The sequence below is a fragment of the Streptomyces sp. NPDC048461 genome (assembly GCF_055587105.1).
On sequence record NZ_JBVJGW010000031.1, the window covers coordinates 1 to 16,787 of the forward strand.

The 16,787-nt window shown below is 70.8% G+C and carries 22 protein-coding genes; 12 read left to right on the forward strand and 10 right to left on the reverse strand.

What is annotated here, in order from left to right:
* Positions 1-204 precede the first annotated feature (204 nt).
* Together ACZ6S8_RS34065 and ACZ6S8_RS34070 are read left to right on the forward strand one after the other, a co-directional pair.
* On the forward strand, positions 205-1,434 hold the full coding sequence (locus ACZ6S8_RS34065) for an IS4 family transposase (protein ID WP_469461565.1): 1,230 nt from the start codon (positions 205-207) through the stop codon (positions 1,432-1,434).
* Positions 1,416-1,982, forward strand: coding sequence for a DM13 domain-containing protein (locus ACZ6S8_RS34070; protein WP_469461566.1), 567 nt, complete (start codon positions 1,416-1,418; stop codon positions 1,980-1,982). The genes ACZ6S8_RS34065 and ACZ6S8_RS34070 overlap by 19 nt, the downstream gene beginning before the upstream one ends.
* Here ACZ6S8_RS34070 and merB read toward each other — a convergent pair.
* Positions 1,942-2,796 (reverse strand): organomercurial lyase, encoded by an 855-nt coding sequence (merB, locus tag ACZ6S8_RS34075; protein WP_469461568.1) that lies wholly within the window; start codon positions 2,794-2,796, stop codon positions 1,942-1,944. The two genes, ACZ6S8_RS34070 and merB, sit on opposite strands and share 41 nt — an antisense overlap.
* 75 nt (positions 2,797-2,871) lie before the next feature.
* Between merB and ACZ6S8_RS34080 the strand changes: the two genes are divergently transcribed.
* The 3 genes from ACZ6S8_RS34080 (at position 2,872) to ACZ6S8_RS34090 (ending at position 5,817) form a co-directional block, all read left to right on the forward strand.
* Positions 2,872-3,270: a MerR family DNA-binding protein gene (locus ACZ6S8_RS34080; RefSeq protein WP_469461570.1), complete on the forward strand. Its 399-nt coding sequence runs from the start codon at positions 2,872-2,874 to the stop codon at positions 3,268-3,270.
* A gap of 250 nt (positions 3,271-3,520) precedes the next feature.
* Positions 3,521-4,744: a VanZ family protein gene (locus ACZ6S8_RS34085; protein ID WP_469461572.1), complete on the forward strand. Its 1,224-nt coding sequence runs from the start codon at positions 3,521-3,523 to the stop codon at positions 4,742-4,744.
* A 245-nt stretch (positions 4,745-4,989) separates the two neighbouring features.
* Entirely contained in the window at positions 4,990-5,817 is an 828-nt protein-coding gene (locus ACZ6S8_RS34090; protein ID WP_469461574.1) for a PhzF family phenazine biosynthesis protein, read from the forward strand.
* Between the two features lie 199 nt (positions 5,818-6,016).
* On the opposite strand, the gene ACZ6S8_RS34095 is transcribed toward ACZ6S8_RS34090, so the two are convergent.
* Genes ACZ6S8_RS34095 through ACZ6S8_RS34105 form a run of 3 tightly spaced genes read right to left on the reverse strand, consistent with a single transcriptional unit; the run spans position 6,017 to position 7,151 of the window.
* Complete coding sequence (locus tag ACZ6S8_RS34095) at positions 6,017-6,448, reverse strand: PRC-barrel domain-containing protein (protein ID WP_469461575.1); 432 nt, start codon at positions 6,446-6,448, stop codon at positions 6,017-6,019.
* Positions 6,448-7,008 (reverse strand): PRC-barrel domain-containing protein, encoded by a 561-nt coding sequence (locus ACZ6S8_RS34100; RefSeq protein ID WP_469461577.1) that lies wholly within the window; start codon positions 7,006-7,008, stop codon positions 6,448-6,450. Before ACZ6S8_RS34100 ends, ACZ6S8_RS34095 begins: the two co-directional genes overlap by 1 nt.
* On the reverse strand, positions 7,005-7,151 hold the full coding sequence (locus ACZ6S8_RS34105) for a hypothetical protein (protein ID WP_469461579.1): 147 nt from the start codon (positions 7,149-7,151) through the stop codon (positions 7,005-7,007). The genes ACZ6S8_RS34100 and ACZ6S8_RS34105 overlap by 4 nt, the downstream gene beginning before the upstream one ends.
* A gap of 275 nt (positions 7,152-7,426) precedes the next feature.
* Here ACZ6S8_RS34105 and ACZ6S8_RS34110 point away from each other — a divergent pair, with 275 nt between their 5' ends.
* Complete coding sequence (locus ACZ6S8_RS34110) at positions 7,427-7,762, forward strand: helix-turn-helix domain-containing protein (RefSeq protein ID WP_469461581.1); 336 nt, start codon at positions 7,427-7,429, stop codon at positions 7,760-7,762.
* A 47-nt stretch (positions 7,763-7,809) separates the two neighbouring features.
* Here ACZ6S8_RS34110 and ACZ6S8_RS34115 read toward each other — a convergent pair whose 3' ends face one another.
* Positions 7,810-8,013, reverse strand: coding sequence for a hypothetical protein (locus ACZ6S8_RS34115; RefSeq protein WP_469461582.1), 204 nt, complete (start codon positions 8,011-8,013; stop codon positions 7,810-7,812).
* Positions 8,014-8,217: 204 nt separating this feature from the next.
* Here ACZ6S8_RS34115 and ACZ6S8_RS34120 point away from each other — a divergent pair, with 204 nt between their 5' ends.
* The 5 genes from ACZ6S8_RS34120 to ACZ6S8_RS34140 all read left to right on the forward strand — a co-directional run bounded on the left by ACZ6S8_RS34120 (position 8,218) and on the right by ACZ6S8_RS34140 (position 11,301).
* Positions 8,218-8,493 (forward strand): isoamylase early set domain-containing protein, encoded by a 276-nt coding sequence (locus ACZ6S8_RS34120; RefSeq protein ID WP_469461584.1) that lies wholly within the window; start codon positions 8,218-8,220, stop codon positions 8,491-8,493.
* Between the two features lie 203 nt (positions 8,494-8,696).
* Positions 8,697-8,957: a hypothetical protein gene (locus ACZ6S8_RS34125; protein ID WP_469461586.1), complete on the forward strand. Its 261-nt coding sequence runs from the start codon at positions 8,697-8,699 to the stop codon at positions 8,955-8,957.
* A 688-nt stretch (positions 8,958-9,645) separates the two neighbouring features.
* Positions 9,646-10,095, forward strand: coding sequence for an STAS domain-containing protein (locus ACZ6S8_RS34130; protein ID WP_469461588.1), 450 nt, complete (start codon positions 9,646-9,648; stop codon positions 10,093-10,095).
* Positions 10,096-10,393: 298 nt separating this feature from the next.
* Positions 10,394-10,999, forward strand: coding sequence for a hypothetical protein (locus tag ACZ6S8_RS34135; RefSeq protein WP_469461590.1), 606 nt, complete (start codon positions 10,394-10,396; stop codon positions 10,997-10,999).
* 80 nt (positions 11,000-11,079) lie between these two features.
* On the forward strand, positions 11,080-11,301 hold the full coding sequence (locus ACZ6S8_RS34140; protein WP_469461591.1) for a hypothetical protein: 222 nt from the start codon (positions 11,080-11,082) through the stop codon (positions 11,299-11,301).
* Positions 11,302-11,457: 156 nt separating this feature from the next.
* On the opposite strand, the gene ACZ6S8_RS34145 is transcribed toward ACZ6S8_RS34140, so the two are convergent.
* From ACZ6S8_RS34145 to ACZ6S8_RS34165, 5 genes are read right to left on the reverse strand one after another with little or no spacing between them, the layout of a single operon-like run.
* Entirely contained in the window at positions 11,458-12,441 is a 984-nt protein-coding gene (locus ACZ6S8_RS34145) for an Rv1681 family radical SAM protein (protein ID WP_469461592.1), read from the reverse strand.
* Between the two features lie 2 nt (positions 12,442-12,443).
* Positions 12,444-13,253: an Rv1680 family SBP-like protein gene (locus tag ACZ6S8_RS34150; RefSeq protein ID WP_469461594.1), complete on the reverse strand. Its 810-nt coding sequence runs from the start codon at positions 13,251-13,253 to the stop codon at positions 12,444-12,446.
* A gap of 39 nt (positions 13,254-13,292) precedes the next feature.
* Positions 13,293-14,417: an Rv1679 family acyl-CoA dehydrogenase gene (fadE16, locus tag ACZ6S8_RS34155; protein WP_267824906.1), complete on the reverse strand. Its 1,125-nt coding sequence runs from the start codon at positions 14,415-14,417 to the stop codon at positions 13,293-13,295.
* The gene (locus ACZ6S8_RS34160) at positions 14,414-14,815 is read right to left on the reverse strand and encodes an Rv1678 family membrane protein (RefSeq protein WP_469461596.1); all 402 of its coding nucleotides are present in this window, start codon (positions 14,813-14,815) and stop codon (positions 14,414-14,416) included. The genes fadE16 and ACZ6S8_RS34160 overlap by 4 nt, the downstream gene beginning before the upstream one ends.
* Before the next feature lie 18 nt (positions 14,816-14,833).
* Positions 14,834-15,385 carry a DoxX family protein gene (locus ACZ6S8_RS34165; protein WP_469461598.1) on the reverse strand — a complete coding sequence of 184 codons (552 nt, stop codon included), beginning with the start codon at positions 15,383-15,385 and terminating at the stop codon, positions 14,834-14,836.
* 202 nt (positions 15,386-15,587) lie between these two features.
* Between ACZ6S8_RS34165 and ACZ6S8_RS34170 the strand changes: the two genes are divergently transcribed.
* Complete coding sequence (locus ACZ6S8_RS34170; RefSeq protein WP_469461600.1) at positions 15,588-16,643, forward strand: NAD-dependent epimerase/dehydratase family protein; 1,056 nt, start codon at positions 15,588-15,590, stop codon at positions 16,641-16,643.
* Positions 16,644-16,787 lie beyond the last annotated feature (144 nt).

Below are 16,787 nucleotides of genomic sequence, written 5' to 3' on the forward strand. Positions count from 1 at the left end.
CCGCCCCTCTCCCCGAAACCACCCCGCTCCACTCCAGCGAACCGCCGAACGGACGACCTGTCAGCACCCCACACAAGATCACCAACAGAGTCACGCCGTTCAGTTAGGCGTGAGGGCTGTTCGTCAAGACCGGTGAACAAGGCAGCGGAGCTGCTGTAGAAGAGGTCTGTCCTCCAAGACATCCTCACCACAGGGGCTCCGCTGTTGGAACAGGCTGCCATAGCAAGGACGGTCGGGGTAGCGGGCGGGGTGTTCGCGCCGGGCCATATCGGTGAACTGACCCGGATCGTTCCGTTCGAGATGGTTGACGAGGTGCTGGCGGAGACCGGTGCGGTGCAGCGCAGGGTCCGGCTGGTGCCGGCACGGGTCACGGTGTACCTGCTGCTGGCCGCGGCACTCTTCACCGGGCTGGGCTACCAGCAGGTCTTCGACCGGTTACGCGCCGGGCTGGCGGGCCTGGCGCCGGTCCGGCCCAGCGGCAGCGCTCTTCGCCAGTCCCGTCAGCGGCTGGGTCCGGCACCGATGAAAGCGCTGTTCAACCTGGTGAGCGGTCCCGCGGCCACGACCGCTGCCGCCGGGCGATGGCGGGGACTGAGAGTCGTCGCGGTCGACGGCACCCTGCTGCCGGTCCCGGACTGCCCGGCCAACCTCGCGGTGTTCACCCGCCATCGGCTCGGCAAAGGGACCTCGGGCTATCCGCAACTGCGTCTGGCCGCGCTGGTGGCCTGCGGAACCCGGTCGGTCATCGGGGCCGTGTTCGGGCCCGCCACGACCGGTGAGCTGGAATACGCCCGCCGCCTCGCGGTGGACCTGCGGGCCGGGATGCTGCTGCTGGGCGACCGGAACTTCGCCTCCGCCGCACTGCTGAACCATCTGGCCGCCACCGGCGCCGATCTGCTGGTGCGCTGCAAGTCCGGCCGGAACCTGCCCGCGGTGGCCCGCTGCCACGACGGCTCGGTACTGGCCCGGCTCGGTGCGCTGACCGTTCGCGTCATCGACGCCCAGATCAGCATCCGCACCTCCGCGGGCACCCGCACCGGCCACTACCGGCTCCTGACCACCCTCACCGACCCTTGCGCCCACCCGGCCGCCGAAGCCGACGGGTTCGCCGAATCTCGAAGGGGAAGCTACGGGAACCCGAAGGGCATCTCGCCAAATTATCGACTCAGACGTGTGGGTTCGCTGCTGAATCACGAGCGTTCGGGAGCCAATCCAGCATTCTGCGCGGCCCGAGTGCCGTCGATCACCGCGCGTCTCAGTCGTTCGCCTTGGTCCGCTCGGCGCTCTACCTGTGCCCTGTGTTGTTGCATCCGCCGCAATTTCCGGGGCCTGTCCGGGATCTGGATCAGGGCTCACGCCGGTGGTGGAAGCCGTCTAGTCTCAGGCGGGAATCGGATCGAGTGGGGGGCAATTTTATGGCGCGCGGACGAATAGCAAGCAGGCCGGTCGTTCACGCTATCGCGGTGATCGCGGTCGCCGTGATCGGCGTGGGCATGTATCTGTTTCAGCCCTGGAAGCTGTGGCAGGACGAGACGGTGCAAGAGGCCCTGCCCTCCGTGACCGCCACCGCCCCGGCCGTGTCGACCCCGCCCGGTGCGAGCTCGGCAACGCCGGCAGCGCCTGCGGTCCCGCAGGCCGTCGCAACGGGGCAGCTGATCAGTCATGAGCACACCACGACGGGCACGGTGAAGATTGTCCGCCTGGCGGATCGTTCGCACACGCTGCGGCTGGAGAATCTCGACACCAGCAACGGCCCGGACCTGCACGTGTGGCTGACCGACGCCCCGGTGAAGGAGGGCAAGGCGGGCTGGGAGGTCTTCGACGACGGCAAGTACGTCAGCCTGGGCAAGCTCAAGGGCAACAAGGGCGATCAGAACTACGTCCTTCCCACCGGTGTGGACCTCTCCCAGTACACGAGCGTGAGCATCTGGTGCGACCGCTTCAACGTTTCCTTCGGTGCCGCGGCACTCGACAAGGCCTGACAGGCGAATGAAGGCAAGCGGCCCGCCGACGGGAAGTCGGCGGGCTGCCCGGGCGGGCGCCGCAGGAGACCACGGCGGTGGCCGGCTGCCAGGTCGTCTTCCCGCCGGTGAACTCCACGCGGACGGGGTCGCCGGTGACCGGGTCGGTGGAGGTGATGACGGCGTCGGCGCCCAGCATGACGGGGATGCCGAGCGCGTCGATCGCGCACATCGACCACACCGCCGGCCCTCCGGTGATCTGCACGGCGTGCTCGGTGGCGGTGGCGGAGAACGGGTACGCGGCCTGGATCCGGCCGCTGCCGTCCAGGGTGAGGAAGTCCTCGGCAGCCAGTTCGGCGAATACCCCGCCGGCCGGTACGGAGAAGGGCTCGGCCGCCGCCTCCAGGTCTGGCGACCCTGGCGGGGCACCGGTGGCGGCGAAGGACCGCAGGACGGCTTGCTGCACTGCCCGCAGGCCACCCTCGACCGGGGCGAGGCGGCCCCGCCCCGCCCGCCCGGCGGCCCGGTCAGCACCGGTCGTGCCGAATACATGCCGCAGGTCCTCGATGCCGGGTGCTCCGTCGGCCGGGCCGTCCGCGCCGCGGTAGAGGCGGCAGGACATGCTGGCCGCTGTGTCCGGGCCGGCGAACGGATCGCGCCCGTCGACCAGCAGCGTCGGGGAGCCGTGCATGCCCCGGCGTTCGGCCTCCGCCTGATCGCCGACCACGTGATCGGTCAGCTCCAAGCCGGTGCGACCGGCGAGGACGAGGGCCAGCCGCTCTTTGAGTACCGGGCCGTTGGGGCAGTCCGGGACCGTCAGCATCTCCACGCGCATCACGGTCACCTCCAGGTCACGAGTCCCACGCTTGACCTTCCACCCCAATGGAAGGTCAAGGGCTACGGTGGAGGTATGCGCATCGGAGCCCTTGCCGCCGCCACCGGCACGACCACCAAGACCCTGCGCTTCTACGAGCAGGCCGGACTGCTGGCGGACCCGCCCCGCACCTCGGGCGGATACCGCGACTACCCGGCCCACAGCAAGACCCGGGTCGGCTTCATCCGCTCCGCGCAGGCGGCCGGCCTGAGCCTCGCCGAGATCCGCGACGTCCTGGCGATCCGCGACGGCGGCCAGCCGCCCTGCGGCCACGTCAACGACCTCCTCCGCCAACACCTCGCCGACGTCGAGCACCGGATCGCCGAACTGGAGGCGACCCGCGACATGCTGCGCGAGCTGACCCGCACCGCTTCCGCAACCGACCCCGCTGCCTGCACCGAGGGCGACATCTGCCGTATCCTCACCGTCCACTGAGCGAGGCATGGGGAACCCCGGCGAGGAATGCGGAGCCGCCGGCCCGCTGCCTGCTTCCAGGTCCTCGTCAACAGGGCCGACTACCCGCAGGCGTTCAGGATGTCGCGCGCTGTGCCCCTTGGGTCGCCTAGCCTGATCAGTCGCGGGACGCTACCTCAACCTGCGGCCCGCCCGCCGGATCCACTCAAGCCCCCGTCCCGCCCTCTGCTTCCTGTTATCGCGGCGCACGGCGCCGTGGAAGGCGCTTGCCGTGTTCCGGACCTACCTGCTGCCCGTCGAGGCCGCACTCACGCTCTTCCCGCTCCTCGCCGCTCTGATTCTGATTCCCGCGGCGATCCACGGCTACCGCCGCCGCGGAAGGGCCGGCGGCTGGCCGGTCCTGGTCTTCTACAGCTTCGTGTTCTACCTGCTGGCCGCAGTGCTGCAGACCGTGATGCCGCTCCCCGCGGATACCGACGCGCACTGCGCCGAGGTCCGGTACGCGGAAAGTCCGCAGCTTCAGCCGTTCGCCTTCCACGCCCGCATCGCCTCCGCCTCAGGCGGCGACTGGTCCGTGAGCACCCTGGCCGGGCTCGGTTCCACCTGGACCACCCTCCTCAACGCCGTACTCCTGCTCCCGCTCGGCGTCTATCTGCGCTACTACTTCCGGCAGCGGCTGCTCCCCGCGACGGTCGTGGCGTTCGCGACCTCACTGTTCTTCGAGACGACCCAGTACACCGGGCTGTGGTTCGTCTACGCCTGCCCCTACCGGCAGTTCAACGTCGACGACCTGAGTCTCAACACCGCCGGCGCCGTCGCCGGCTGGCTGATCGCCGGCCCCCTGGCCCGTCTGCTGCCCGCCAACGACCCCGAACGTGAACTCACCCGCTACGCGCACCGCGTCACCCTCACCCGCCGCGCCCTGGCCTTCCTCACCGACCTCGCCGGCTGGCTCGTCATCTGGACCCTGACCACCGGCCTCCTGGCCGTCGCCACCGACTGGCCCACCGGCCGCCGCTACGCCCTCCCCGCAGGCGCCGCCCTCGGATTCGTGTGGTTCTGGCTCCTGCCGGTCCTCTTCGCCACCACCCCCGGCAAGCGCGCCGTACTCCTGCGCCTGGCCCGGCCCGACGGCAGCAGACCGGGATTCTGGCGGATCACCGCACGCGCCTGGACCCGCTACTCACCCCTCGCCCTCGCCTGGCTGGCCATCGCCCACCACACCAAGACCCTCACCCTCCCCGAGCCAGCCGGTGCCGTACTGCCGTATGCGGCCCTGCTCGCGGCCGTGGTCGTCATGATCCGGCGCGACAGACTGGCCTGGTACGAGCGCTGGTTCGACATCGTCAACCACCCCACCCCGGACGTGGCCTCGCGCTCTCCCGCGCGGACACCTATCCCGGCGGGACGCGTGGAGATTCCCGCTCCGGCGCCCAGCCGGCGGGCGGACAGCGTCGAGACCGCCACCGCGCAGGATCCGGAGTGCTCTCCCTGAGGGACTCGCCGCCGGGCGGAGGACGCGCGGGCGAGGCGGATCCCCGGGTGTGACCTCTCGACCATCGACATAAAGGGGCCAGTGATCGCAGGCGGGCGCGGAGGTCAGTTCGTCTCCAATGCCCCACCTGTCGCCGGCCTTCGCGGCACAGATTGAGGTGCGGGTGGGGCTCCGGACGGATAGGCAGTCCACTTCTCTCGAATTGGACTTCGTGTAGCTGTGATTGGCGTCGATACATTCGCGGAATGCGTATCCACGTCGTAGACGCCTTCACTGACCGTCCCTTCGCCGGGAACCCTGCGGGCGTATGCCTGCTCGACGCCGAGGCCTGGCCCGAAGATGCCTGGATGCAGCGGGTTGCTGCCGAACTGAACCACTCGGAGACCGCCTTCGCGCGGCAGCTCCCCGTCGGTGACGGCGCCGACTGGGAGATCCGCTGGTTCACCCCGCTCGTCGAGACCAACCTGTGCGGCCATGCCACATTGGCCACGGCGCACACACTGCGGCGGGAGCGAGGGGCTGTCGGCGCGCTGCGCTTCCGCAGCCGGTTCAGCGGCATCCTCACCGCGCACGCACAGGAGGACGGCAGCATCACCCTCGACTTCCCGGCCGCACCCGGCACCGAAGTACCGGTACCGGAAGGCCTGCCGGAGGCCCTGGGAGTAAAGCCGGAGGCCACCTTCCGCACCGGTGCCCTCCGCGATCTGCTGACCGTCCTGCCCGACGAGGCCACCGTCCGCGCCGTGACCCCCGACCTCGACGCGATGGCCGACGTGACCCGCCGCGAGGATCTGCGCGGCGTCATCATCACAGCCCCGGCGCCCGGTGCCGGCCTGGCTTACGACTTCGTCTCCCGCTTCTTCTCACCCGCCGAGGGCATCTCCGAGGATCCGGTGACCGGCAGCGCCCACACTGCACTGGCCCCCTACTGGTCGACGCGGATCGGCCGCGACGGGCTCACCGGCCTACAGGTATCCGCGCGCACCGGGCTGGTCAGGACCGCCGTGTACGGTGACCGCGTCCATCTCACCGGGCACGCGGTCACCGTCCTCGACGGAACCCTGCACGCCTGACTGATCGACTGCGCGGCATCGGCTGCACGCATGGGCGAGGGAATCCAGCACCATTGTGTGACGACGCAGTTGGACTCCCTCGCCACCGCACCGTAGGCGAAGGCCGAGGACCTGCCGAAGGGCTCACCGCATCGCGCGCCGTGGCAGCTGTCCGTGCGGGTCGCCCCGTGACTCGCCGATGCCGAGCTGCCTCGATGACCTAGGGTGCGGCGACGACGACGGCGTAGCCGCCGGAGCCGAGGAGGTGGGCGCCGGGGATTTCCTGTTCGGCGGTGATGAGGCGGTGGATGTGGCCGGTGGTCTCGTCGAAGTCGATGTCCTGGAGTATGCCGAGATCCTGTCCGGCCTCGGTCAGGATCCGTTTGCCGATGGGGTCGTGGAGGTGGCCGGCCAGGAGCTGGGGGGCTTCCTTGCTGTCCTGGAGTTTGTCCGGGGAGCGGACGGTGACCGCGTCGGGGCCGAAGGCATAGATGTGGTTCCAGGTCACCAGGTTTCCGGAGCCGTGGGACTTGAGTGTCAGTGCCGCGATGCGGGCGGGAGCGGGGGCGATGGCGTATCCGGTCACGGTGGCGAGGGTCTCGGCGGAGACCAGCGAGATGACGGGGCGGCCGGTGGCCTGGCTGGACAGCATCAGCTCTCCTGCTCGAGTCGGGCCTTCAGGCCGTGTGAGGCTTCGGGGAAGCCGGACAGGTCTCCGGCGGTGAATTCTGCGACGGTGTCCGGGACGACGACCATCTCGCCGGAGACCGCGACGGGCCTGATGACCGGCAGCAGGACCCGGTGATGCCCTTGCGCAGAGGATTCGACTTCGTATCCGGCCACGACGGGCTTGCGTCCCATCGCGATGATCACGTCGACGATCCGGCCGAGGTCGGTGCCGCCCTCGGTCATGATCCGGGCGCCGAGGACATCTCCTCCGGAGGACTTGGCGTCCTTGGCCGCCTGGTCGTCCTCGGCGAGCGCGTTCTCGTCACGAATCATGACGGCGTCCGGGCCGAGCGCATGGACACGGCTCCACAGCAGGTCGCGCTTGAGGGGGCCGGCGAGCAGCCCCCGCCCACTCAGCGTGAAGCAGCGGACACTGCCGCCCGCGGCGTCGAAGACGATGTCCCTGACCTGCGCGACGTCATCCCCGCCGAGGGTTACGACGGGGAGTTTGGCGATCTCACTCGCCCGTACGTAGCCGCTCATGAGCCCGCGCCCTTACCGCCGCGCGGGCGTTTGCCCGCCACGATGACCCCGCCGCCGCGGCGTCTCGCCTGGACCGCGAGAAACGAGCCTGCCAGCACGGCCAGCAGCGCGAGAGCGACGACGATCCAGACCCACCAGTCCACGGCGCCACCTCCCAGGCTGTCGGCGGCTGCCGCCGATGGCCTCACAGCCAGTATGCGGCGCGACTCCGTCTGGTGTCGATGCCGCCGCAGGCACACCTTGACAGTCGACGGGACAAGGCCGAGCGATCGGGACCGACCCTCTGCGCCGCGGGATCCGCGACGGTGGCCGGCGGGCCTGCTAGCCGCGTGTGAGCGCCGCGTCCTGGGAGGGATTCTCGCGACGTGTCCTGTCTTCGAGCAGGCGCCGGAAACCGGCCAGGGCGAACCGCTCGCCCGTGGAGGAGCCGGGCCCGGGCATCCCCGCGATCTGCGCCATCAGCTCCTGGGGCTGCCAGCCGACCGCGAGCACCCGTGAGGACTGGACGGTGGAGCACCGGTTCCGTTCGGTGGTGGAAGTCCTGGACGGTGCGCCTGTCGCCGAGGTCGCCCGCCGGTACGGGGCGTCGCGGCAATCGCTGCACACCTGGTTGCGGCGGTTCCGCGAGGGCGGCCGGGACGGCCTGAAGGACCGCTCGCGCCGTCCGCATTCCTCGCCGTCGCGGGTGCGGGAGGCCCTGGCCGAAGCCGGCCAGTCCCCTGGCCGGGCGCATGACAGGACCCGGCCGGGGTGATGGTGACTACGGGCCCCGGCCGGGTCCTGCGTGCGTGGGCGGACGGCTCAGAGCTCGTCGTCGCGCAGTTCGTCCTCGTCGCGCTCGCGCGTCGTCTCGTCCTGGCGGCGCCGCCCCGGCTCCTCGGGGCTCTTGCCCCGCCCTGCCTGGCCGGCGCCGGGGTGGACGGGATCTGGGCCCGGGTGGCGCAGGCGCTCCTGCTCCTCGCGGCCCTTGCCCGGTTCTGGGCGCTTGTCCTGCATACCGTCCATGACGGCGACTCCTTGATGCGTGGGGTCAGTGATTCCTCCCTCTCACGCTCACACGGACAGTCACGATCCGCACCATTTCGGCTACGGATCGTGGCGCACGGGTGACGCCGTGCGCCAGGGCGGGGCGTCGGAACGCGGGCCGGGCCTACGGCGCCGAGGATGAGCGCGATCCCCGCCCGCCCACGCCGTCAGGAGCCGACCGCCATGTTGGAGCGCACGCTGCGCAAGGACCGCACCGAGGTCACCTTCGTCCTGCCCGCCGACTCCCCGCCCGGCCCGGTCAGCGTGGTGGGCGACTTCAATGGCTGGCAGCCCGGCGTCCACACCCTGAGGCCCCGCAAGGACGGCAAGCGGGCCGTCACGGTCGAGCTGCCGTCCGAGAGCATCCACTCCTTCCGGTATCTGGCCGCCGGGGACTACTGGTTCAACGACGAGAGCGCCGGCGACCGGGACGGGCCGAACAGCCGCCTGCACACCTGATCCGGCCCGAAGGAGCCGTGACGGGGGAAGGCCTGAGGCGTTGATACCGGCGACACGTGCCCCCGGCCCACCACCCCACGGGCCGGAATCCGTGTGACGGTCCTGCCACCGCCCGGCGGCAGGGCCGTCTTCACACGGCGGGCGCGCATGACGGAACGGTCACGCGCCGCCACATCGGCCGCCCGGGTTCGTTGGACCGGGGCATGGAGCAGAAAGCCGTTTCGCCGCCGGAGCCGGCCGGATTCGCCCGGCTGGCCGAGGAGTTCCGGCAGGCATCCGATGCGCCGATCTACGACGGCGTCGAGCGGCAGTGGCTCGCCGAGGGCCGGGAAGTGCCCCGCCGTCCGCGGCTGTCGTGGGACAGCGGTGCGCGGGGAACGCCGACGACCTGTTCCGGCGTTTTTGAAGCGGTGCACCTCACCGCGGCGGGTACAGCCGCTCCCGCAGGTACAGAAGGGCCGTAGTGTCCGCGACGGCGGCCAGAGCGGCCAGCAGAGTACGGATGGCCGCGTCGTCACCGTCACGGACTGCCTGCACGATGCGCTCGATCGTCTCGCGGACACGGGGTTCCATGCCTGCCGGACCGGCCGTGGCCCAACCCTGACCGGCCGGTCCGGCAGCCTCGCCCGGCCCGGCACCCCCCGGGGCGCCTGGCACTGCCGTCATATTCTCCCCAACAGATCGCGACCGTACCAGGTAACGGCCGCGGCCCCGGCGCGGTTCAGCCGAACGCGGCCCCACGTCAGTCCTCTCCCGCAAGGACCCGGTCGGCCGCGTAGTGCGGGCAGGACAGCACATGCCAGGTCACCGTCAGTCGGCCCCCGGCCGCGGCGATCGTACGCGCCTGGCCGTCGGCCGGGCCCGCCGCGCAGTACGAGCACACCAGGGTTTGCGTTCTCAACTCAACCGTCACCCGTCGATCCTGCCCCGTCGACGGGTCCGCGAAGAGAGGGCCGCGCCGCCCCCTGTCACCCGCGGGCCACGCACTGGCCGCATCACCCCGCCCGTGCAGGGCGGGGGCGGCCCGTACACCCGCAGTGGCCTGCCCGGCCGGGCTTGCGGCCGGGGTCAGGCCGGGGCGAGTATCGAAACGGGCCATCACCCCGGCACGCCGGGGGCCGGCCGCGCATTCAGACCGCTCATGGTGGCGAGGTGAGAAGAGTGCAGGGCGACTTCCACATCACGATCCGGCGCTACGGGCCGACCCTGCACCTCACCCCGGCAGGAGAGCTGGACCTGGACTCCGGGCCGGCCTTCGAGCGGGCGTGGCTGGCCCTGGACGACCAGGTCGCGGTGGTGGCCTGTGACATGCGCCGCCTGACGTTCATCGACGTCACGGGCCTGCACCGCCTCCTCGGCCTCGCCGCCCACCTCCACACTCGCGGCATCGGATTCTTCGCCTACAACTGGCAGCGCCAGCCCCTGCGGCTCCTGGACCTCACCGACCGCCTCGACCAGACCCGGCCGGGCAACCGCCTGGCGCCGACCCGTCTGCTGCGCCGCACGCTACGTCAGGCGCCGCTACCGGGCCGTGCCCCGCACCCGGCGAGGGCCGGCCACCGGCCGCCCGCTCTGCCCGCCGGCGGTCTTCCGTCCCGCTAAGCGGTCTCCAGGAAGTGGGGTGCGTTTCCGTATCGGACGACGTGCCTCTCCCGCCGCCGCCGGACCGGGAGCCCGAGCCCGGGCCGGAACGGGGTGGTGGTGCCGTCAGCGAGCCGTTGTCCGCGCCGTTGTCATCGGCCTGGAAGAAGCCGTCGGCCTCGGACAGGAGCCGTTCCCCCTCAGGGGTCTATCCGCTGCGCCGCCCGGCCGCTGCGGCGGGATGTCGCCGCGGGGGCGGCAGCGGGCCGTGGTCGGGCGGGCTTCGTCTCGTACGCCGACTTCGAAAGGCGGCACGCCCGTGCACCGAGCCCGATTCCTCGCCGCGGTCGTCCCGTCGCTGCTGGTGGCTGCTCTGGGCGGCGCGAGCGCTGCGGCGCCCGCCACCGCTGCGCCTCTGCCGAACCCGCACCACAGTGTTCCGCACTGCATCGCGGCCGACGGGACCGACGTCAACGCGCTCTACGACGTGAAGGTACGGATCATCGGCCCGCCGACCTGCCGCGAGGCCTACGAGAAGGAGAAGTGGGTCAGGGTCGTGTCGGGCTGGTCCACGGCGCCGAGCGCCGCGGTGGCCGTATACCCCGACGGCTACACGCCGTCCCGTCCGGAACCGATCGACGACTTCAACTCCAAGTTCGTCAGCGCCACGTACATCACGGACATCGGGACGGCCCAGGAGAAGAGCGTCACGTTCACGAAGAAGCAGGTCTTGCGCACCGGCCTCGTCGGCTCCGACGGCCTGCCGTACTCGGTCCCCGTCTCACTGCCGTTCAAGGGGCTGCCCCTGGGCCCGCACACCAACACCGTCCTCTTCACCCTCACGGCGGAGCACTGCGACGGCCTCGGGACCGACGCCGAGGAGCCTCGTCACGGCCCCGACTCCGCGCCCGGGCGTCGGGCATGAGCAACGGTTCGATCTCGGATCACCCCCTGCCAGTGGCTCGATGCCGTCCGCACCGTTGTCCGGATATAGACGCTCAAAGCATGCTGTTCGCGCAGGCACCACTCGATGCCCACCACTGGCGGAATGTGCCGGTGCACGGCCACGAACACGGGAGGTGTCCGGAGCCGCGGAAGCTCGACGAGCTGGGCGCGGGGGCCGTCCCGGATCGGTCGGTCCTTCCGGCCGGAAGAGCTCGCAACTGGATGCTGGCCCTGTCCGTGCTCACCGTCGTGTCAGCGGCGCTGGCCATGGTGTCGAACTAACAGGTCAAGAACCACGCTGTTGATCCGAGGAGGGCGCGGCCCGCGGGATGCGGGGAGTGGTGGTTCATCGGGCGGATCGGTGACCGAACCAGTGTCGGTTGCGGTGGGCACACCGCTCCGGGTTCGCCCCGTAGCGCCGCCGACCAGCTGGCAGGTTCAGGCGCAGGGGAAGGTGCGGGCTGCCGTCTCGGCTTTCAGCCGGTAGGTGCGGAACCTCGCCTGCACGAGCTCGATGGCGGTGTCGAGGGGGAAGATGTGGCGGGTGACGAGCTGTTCTTCGTTGTCGGCTCCCACGGGGTGCCAGTAGACGCCGTCGGCGGTGATGGTTATTTCCGGGATCAGGGTCTGGACGGTGAGTTCCAGGCCCTCGTCGGCGGCGCCCTCATGGGCGAGGGGGCGGACCACCTGGTTGTCGCGGGCGATGCCGAGTGAATCCAGGAAGGATCGCAGTTGCCTCTCCTCGTGTCGGTCGTCGGTGGTGAGGGTGGCGGCCACCCGCACGGTGAAGCCCTCTGCGAGGGCGGTGCGGATGCCGGCGACGGCTTTTGCCCAGGTGCCTTTGCCGCGGTGGGAGTCGTGCAGGTCGGGGGTGGCGGAGTCGAGGCTGATCTGCAGGGTGAGCCGTTCGCGGGGCATCGCCTGGAGGATCTGGAGCCGGTGTCCGCGGAAGAGCATGCCGTTGGTGAGGAGGGTGGTGGGCAGCGCGGCGGTGCATGCGGCGACGATCTGGTCGAGGTCGGGCAGGATGAACGGTTCACCGCCGGTGAGCAGGATCTCCAGGACTCCGGCGGCCGGGGCTGCTTTCGCGATCTGCTGGACGCGGTCCACGCCCAGGGCTCGCCGCTCTGTTTGTGGTGAGGATCGGGCGCAGCAGTAGTCGCAGGCGAGGTTGCAGTCGAAGTTGGTGTAGAGCCACAGGCGTGCCCCGGGACGGCGGTCTTCGGGCAGTGCTGCGATGGGGTCGGGCGGGCGCCCGCGGCGGATGGTGATGCTGGTGTCGTCGGCGGCCACGAGTGTGTTGCCGGTACGGGCGCACCAGGCGGCGGCCAGTTCCGCGTCGCCGGGTGAGGCGACGGGCAGTGTGATCGTATCTCCGTCGGCGGTTGCGGAGACTTTCTCGAGCAGCTCAAGGATCACCATGGTCACCACCGGGCCGCGATCTGTTGTTCCTCAACGGCCTGGAAGAGGTCGGCGTAACCGTCGAGCTGGGGGCGTACCCAGCGTGTGAGGCCTTCCAGTTCGAGGATCCGCCGGTGTTCGGGGTTGTTCCAGTCCATGGCGAGCAGGTGCGTGGTCCAGGCGTCGGCGCGGGTGGTGTCGAGGGTGTCGAGTGCGGTGAAGTTGCAGTGGCAGTAGGCGGGGCTGGTCCAGAACGCTTCGAGGGCGTCGGGCATGAGTTCGTTCCGGCCGATGGATTCCCAGGTGGTGATGCCGATCGCGGCGGCGTCGGCGTCGCCGTCCAGGACGGCCCGGATGGCGTCCAGTTCGCTGCGGCCGGTGTCGCCGTGTTTTCCCAGGTCGCTGTCGATGCGCAGGAGTTCCACGTCGCCGTTGGTGATGCCTTCGCGGCGCAGGTAGTGCAGGGGCAGGATCGCGGCCTGTGCGGAGTCGCGGCTGCCGAGGGCGAGCCGTCGGCCTCTGAGGTCGGCGGGGCTGCGCAGGCCGGCCCCGGCGCGGCAGACGAGGTGGCTGCGGAAGGTGAGGTCGGTGTCGCGCATGGCCAGCGCCCGGGCCCGCTCGCCGCTCTGGAGGACGGTTCGGACCCAGGCAAGGTTGGTGTTCCAGGCGATGTCGATGGTCCCGGCCAGGAGTGCGTCGACCTGGCGGCCGTAGTTGGAGAAGAGGACGAAGTCCATCTCGACGGGGGCGGTGCGGTAGTAGTCGCGGATGCCTTCCCAGATGGGCACCACGTTGGGGGTGTAGGCCACCGCGCCGACGACCAGCGGTTCCATGAGGTCCTCCTTGCCGGGTGCGGCGTGTGGGCGTCCGGTTCAGCCGAATACCGGCTGGCCGGTGATGGCCTTGCCGTAGAAGTCGTACAAGACGTCGGCGGTGGGGGCCATGACGTGGCCGGCGCGGGCGTCGCGGAAGAACCGTTCGATGGCCAGGTGCTGGGAGAAGGCGGCGCCGCCGCAGACCCGCATGGCGTCGTCGGTGACGGTCAGGGCGGTGTCGTTGGCCAGTGCCTTGACCCCGAGGACGTACAGCGGGGTCTGCTCGTCGGGTGCGGCGATGCTGGCCGCCGCGGCACGCAGGTAGGCGTGTGCGGCTTCCAGCTGGAGCGACATGCGGGCCAGGCGGGCGCGGATGGTGGGCAGCTCGGCGAGCCTCTGGCCGGTGTGCTGGAGGGTGGCGCCGCTGGTGTGGCGCACGGCTGCGTTCAGGGCGGCGCGTGCCAGGCCGAGGGAGACGGCGGCGTTGCCGAGGTTGAACCAGGGCATGACCGTCTCGGTCATCAGGGTGAGCCCGCTGCCGGAAGCTCCCAGGCGCAGGGTGTCGGGGACCGTCATGTCGAATCGCATGGGAGCGGAGGCGTTGCCGCGCAGGCCCAGACCGTGGAACGTGCCGGTGACGGCTACGCCCGGGGCGTCTGCTTCGATGGCGTACAGGTCGACGGTGCCCGCCTCGTCGGCGGAGAGCACGGATGTGATGTACATCTGTGCGTGTCCGGCGGAGGTCACCCAGCTCTTCTCCGCGGTGAACTGCGCCTCCTGGCCGCCATTGCGTTTGGCCTGGGAGATCGGCGCCCAGAAGTGCGAGCGGGAGCCGGGTTCGCTGAACGCCAGCGTGGCCAGTGCCCTGCCCGTGGCCAGGTCGCCCGGCAGGTCCGGCATCCCCGGCGGTGCCGCGGCCAGTACCGTCATGGCACCACTGATGTGCATCAGGTAGACCATGGCCGTCGATCCGCAGACGCCCGCCAGCTCGGCCGTGACGTGGGCGAACTCTTCCGGGCCGGCTCCCAGCCCGCCCTCCCGCTCGGGCAGTGTCAGACCCAGCAGGCCGGACGCGCCCAGAGCTGCGACCGCTTCTTCGGGGAACCGGCCGTCCGTGTCAACGGCCGGCGCGTGTTCCGTGGCGGTGGCCAGGACGGGCTGCAACAGACTGTCGACGTTCATGCGGGATCGCGCCTTCCCGTGGAGGAAGTGGGGGCATCACGGTCGTCGGGTGCTGTGGTGAGGCCGAGGGCGACCAGGCCCACGGCGAAACCGAGCAGCAGGGCGACGGTGGAACCGTCGCCCCCGAGCAGGTTCGCACCGGTCCAGCCGATCTGCACCAGCTGCAGGACGGCGGCCGCCAGGAAACCCGCCCCGGCCAGGACGATCAGCGACCGCACCGCCAAGAGCCCCGCCGTCACGGCGCCGGCGGCCAGGAGCAGCAGCACCAGCGTCCCTGTCCCGCCCAGCGAGACGATCCCCCACGGCGGGCCGTCGGCGATGGCCAGGACGCTGCTCGCCGCAGCGCCCACGCCCAGGCCGGCGGCAGTGCGGCCGATGGCGGATCGCGGAGTCTGCATGGCAATCCCTTCCTTGGTTCACGATGCCGCGAGCAGCACCCGCGACAGCCGGCCACCGCGTTGGCGCCACACCGGGCGCAGGGCGCCGTCCACGCCGTAGGCGCGGCCCGCAGCGGTGGCCAGCAGCGCCAGGTGCACGGCATACATGAGGAAGTACGACCAGAACCACTCGTTCGGAGTGTTCAGGACGGAGAACGTGATGGCGGTCGTCTGGGCCAGCCCGACCAGCGCCCAGAGGCGGGTCGCCAGGCCCACCAGGAGGAACGCGCCCAGGCATGCCTCGATCGCGAAGGCGCCCCAGGCGAACACCGCGAAGTTCGGAATGATCACGTGCTCGACCAGCCACGCCCACGGGGCGAAAACCTCGTTGTCGACCCCTTTGAGGGTCCAGGCGTACAGGTCCTGCGGAGGGTCGGACTTGTTCCCGAAGCCCGGCGGGTGCTTCCAGGAAAGGTTCTGGATCCACAGCAGGCCGACCGTGACCCGGCACACGGCCAGGAGCACGCGGGAGAGGCGGGACGAGCCCAATGGCTCCAGGCCGGGAGCCGAGGACCGGTTGGTAGCGGCCATGCGAACGACCTCTGATCATGCTCCGAGAACGTGAGGATCATCTGCCGTACCTCCATCCACTCACGCTGCCCCGGACACGGCAAGCCGCAGAGCCTTGCGATGCGCGAACGGCAGGGCCCCAGTCGGCAACACTTCCGGGAACCGGTGACCTCCCGGCGCGCGACCGGACGGCAGGCAGTCGCAGCGCCTAGCGTTCACGGTCATGCGTGTACTTGTCACCGGGGGCGCTGGCTTCATCGGCTCACACGTCGTCACTGCGCTCGCCGCCCGCGGCCATGAATCCGTCGTACTCGACGCCCTGCTGCCCTCGGCCCATCCGACCGCTCCCCAGCCACCCGACGCGGCTGCGGACTGGATCCACGCGGATGTACGGGACCGGGCCGTGCTCGCCCGGGCGCTGCGCGGCGTGGACGCGGTCTGTCATCAGGCGGCCATGGTGGGCCTGGGCAAGGACTTCGCCGACGCGCCCGCCTTTGTGAGCTGCAACGACTTCGGGACTGCCGTGCTGCTGGCCACGATGGCGGAGGCCGGGGTCTGCCGGCTGGTGCTCGCGGGATCGATGGTCGTGTACGGGGAAGGCCGCTACGACTGCCCCCGGCACGGGCCCGTGCACCCCGGGCCACGTGCGGCAGCGGATCTCGATGCCGGGCGTTTCGAGCCCTCCTGCCCTGACTGCGCCGCCGAGCTGGTACCCGGACTGGTGGACGAGGACGCACCGGCCGATCCGCGCAATGTGTACGCCTCATCCAAAATCGCCCAGGAGTATCTGACAGCCGCGTGGGCGCGGGCGACCGGCGGGCGGGCCGTGTCGCTGCGCTATCACAACGTGTACGGGCCGGGGATGCCGCGCAACACCCTGTACGCGGGTGTGGCGTCCTTCTTCCAGTCGGCGCTCGCCCGGGGCGAGGCGCCGAGGGTCTTCGAGGACGGCGGGCAGCGGCGGGACTTCGTGCATGTACGGGATGTGGCCTCGGCCAACGTGCTGGCGCTGGAGGCCCTCGCCGGCCGGGAGCCGGGCGTGCTGAGCGCGTTCAACACCGGCAGCGGCGAACCGCACACCGTCGGGGAGATGGCGACGGCGCTGGCCCGGGCGCACGGCGGCCCAAAACCCGTGGTCACCGGCGAGTACCGGCTGGGCGACGTACGGCACATCACCGCGTCCTCGCAGCGCCTGAACCGGGAGCTGGGCTGGCGGTCGGAGACCGGCTTCGCCGAGGGAATGGCGGAGTTCGCACGCAGCGGCCTGCGCGGGACATGATCTCGAAACCAGAGGACCGGCCGCCGCGTTCCGTACCGCCGGTCGGCCCTGCCCGCCGCCTCCTCGAACGCGGAAGTCCCTGTTCGACAGCGAGACCGGCTGTTGCCGCAGCAACCCCGGACTGTTCCTCAGGGCCACGGCGCG

Coding starts and splice junctions, on each gene's coding strand:
- ACZ6S8_RS34145 (WP_469461592.1), bottom strand. CDS start 12,441: ATGGTGATCCTTGAGCTGCTCGAGAAAGTCTCCGCAACCGCCGACGGA.
- ACZ6S8_RS34125 (WP_469461586.1), top strand. CDS start 8,697: ATGGAGCAGAAAGCCGTTTCGCCGCCGGAGCCGGCCGGATTCGCCCGG.
- ACZ6S8_RS34120 (WP_469461584.1), top strand. CDS start 8,218: ATGTTGGAGCGCACGCTGCGCAAGGACCGCACCGAGGTCACCTTCGTC.
- fadE16 (WP_267824906.1), bottom strand. CDS start 14,417: ATGAACGTCGACAGTCTGTTGCAGCCCGTCCTGGCCACCGCCACGGAA.
- ACZ6S8_RS34160 (WP_469461596.1), bottom strand. CDS start 14,815: ATGCAGACTCCGCGATCCGCCATCGGCCGCACTGCCGCCGGCCTGGGC.
- ACZ6S8_RS34140 (WP_469461591.1), top strand. CDS start 11,080: ATGCTGTTCGCGCAGGCACCACTCGATGCCCACCACTGGCGGAATGTG.
- ACZ6S8_RS34115 (WP_469461582.1), bottom strand. CDS start 8,013: ATGGACGGTATGCAGGACAAGCGCCCAGAACCGGGCAAGGGCCGCGAG.
- ACZ6S8_RS34165 (WP_469461598.1), bottom strand. CDS start 15,385: ATGGCCGCTACCAACCGGTCCTCGGCTCCCGGCCTGGAGCCATTGGGC.
- ACZ6S8_RS34100 (WP_469461577.1), bottom strand. CDS start 7,008: ATGAGCGGCTACGTACGGGCGAGTGAGATCGCCAAACTCCCCGTCGTA.
- ACZ6S8_RS34170 (WP_469461600.1), top strand. CDS start 15,588: ATGCGTGTACTTGTCACCGGGGGCGCTGGCTTCATCGGCTCACACGTC.
- ACZ6S8_RS34095 (WP_469461575.1), bottom strand. CDS start 6,448: ATGCTGTCCAGCCAGGCCACCGGCCGCCCCGTCATCTCGCTGGTCTCC.
- ACZ6S8_RS34150 (WP_469461594.1), bottom strand. CDS start 13,253: ATGGAACCGCTGGTCGTCGGCGCGGTGGCCTACACCCCCAACGTGGTG.
- ACZ6S8_RS34090 (WP_469461574.1), top strand. CDS start 4,990: ATGCGTATCCACGTCGTAGACGCCTTCACTGACCGTCCCTTCGCCGGG.
- ACZ6S8_RS34080 (WP_469461570.1), top strand. CDS start 2,872: ATGCGCATCGGAGCCCTTGCCGCCGCCACCGGCACGACCACCAAGACC.
- merB (WP_469461568.1), bottom strand. CDS start 2,796: ATGCGCGTGGAGATGCTGACGGTCCCGGACTGCCCCAACGGCCCGGTA.
- ACZ6S8_RS34070 (WP_469461566.1), top strand. CDS start 1,416: ATGGCGCGCGGACGAATAGCAAGCAGGCCGGTCGTTCACGCTATCGCG.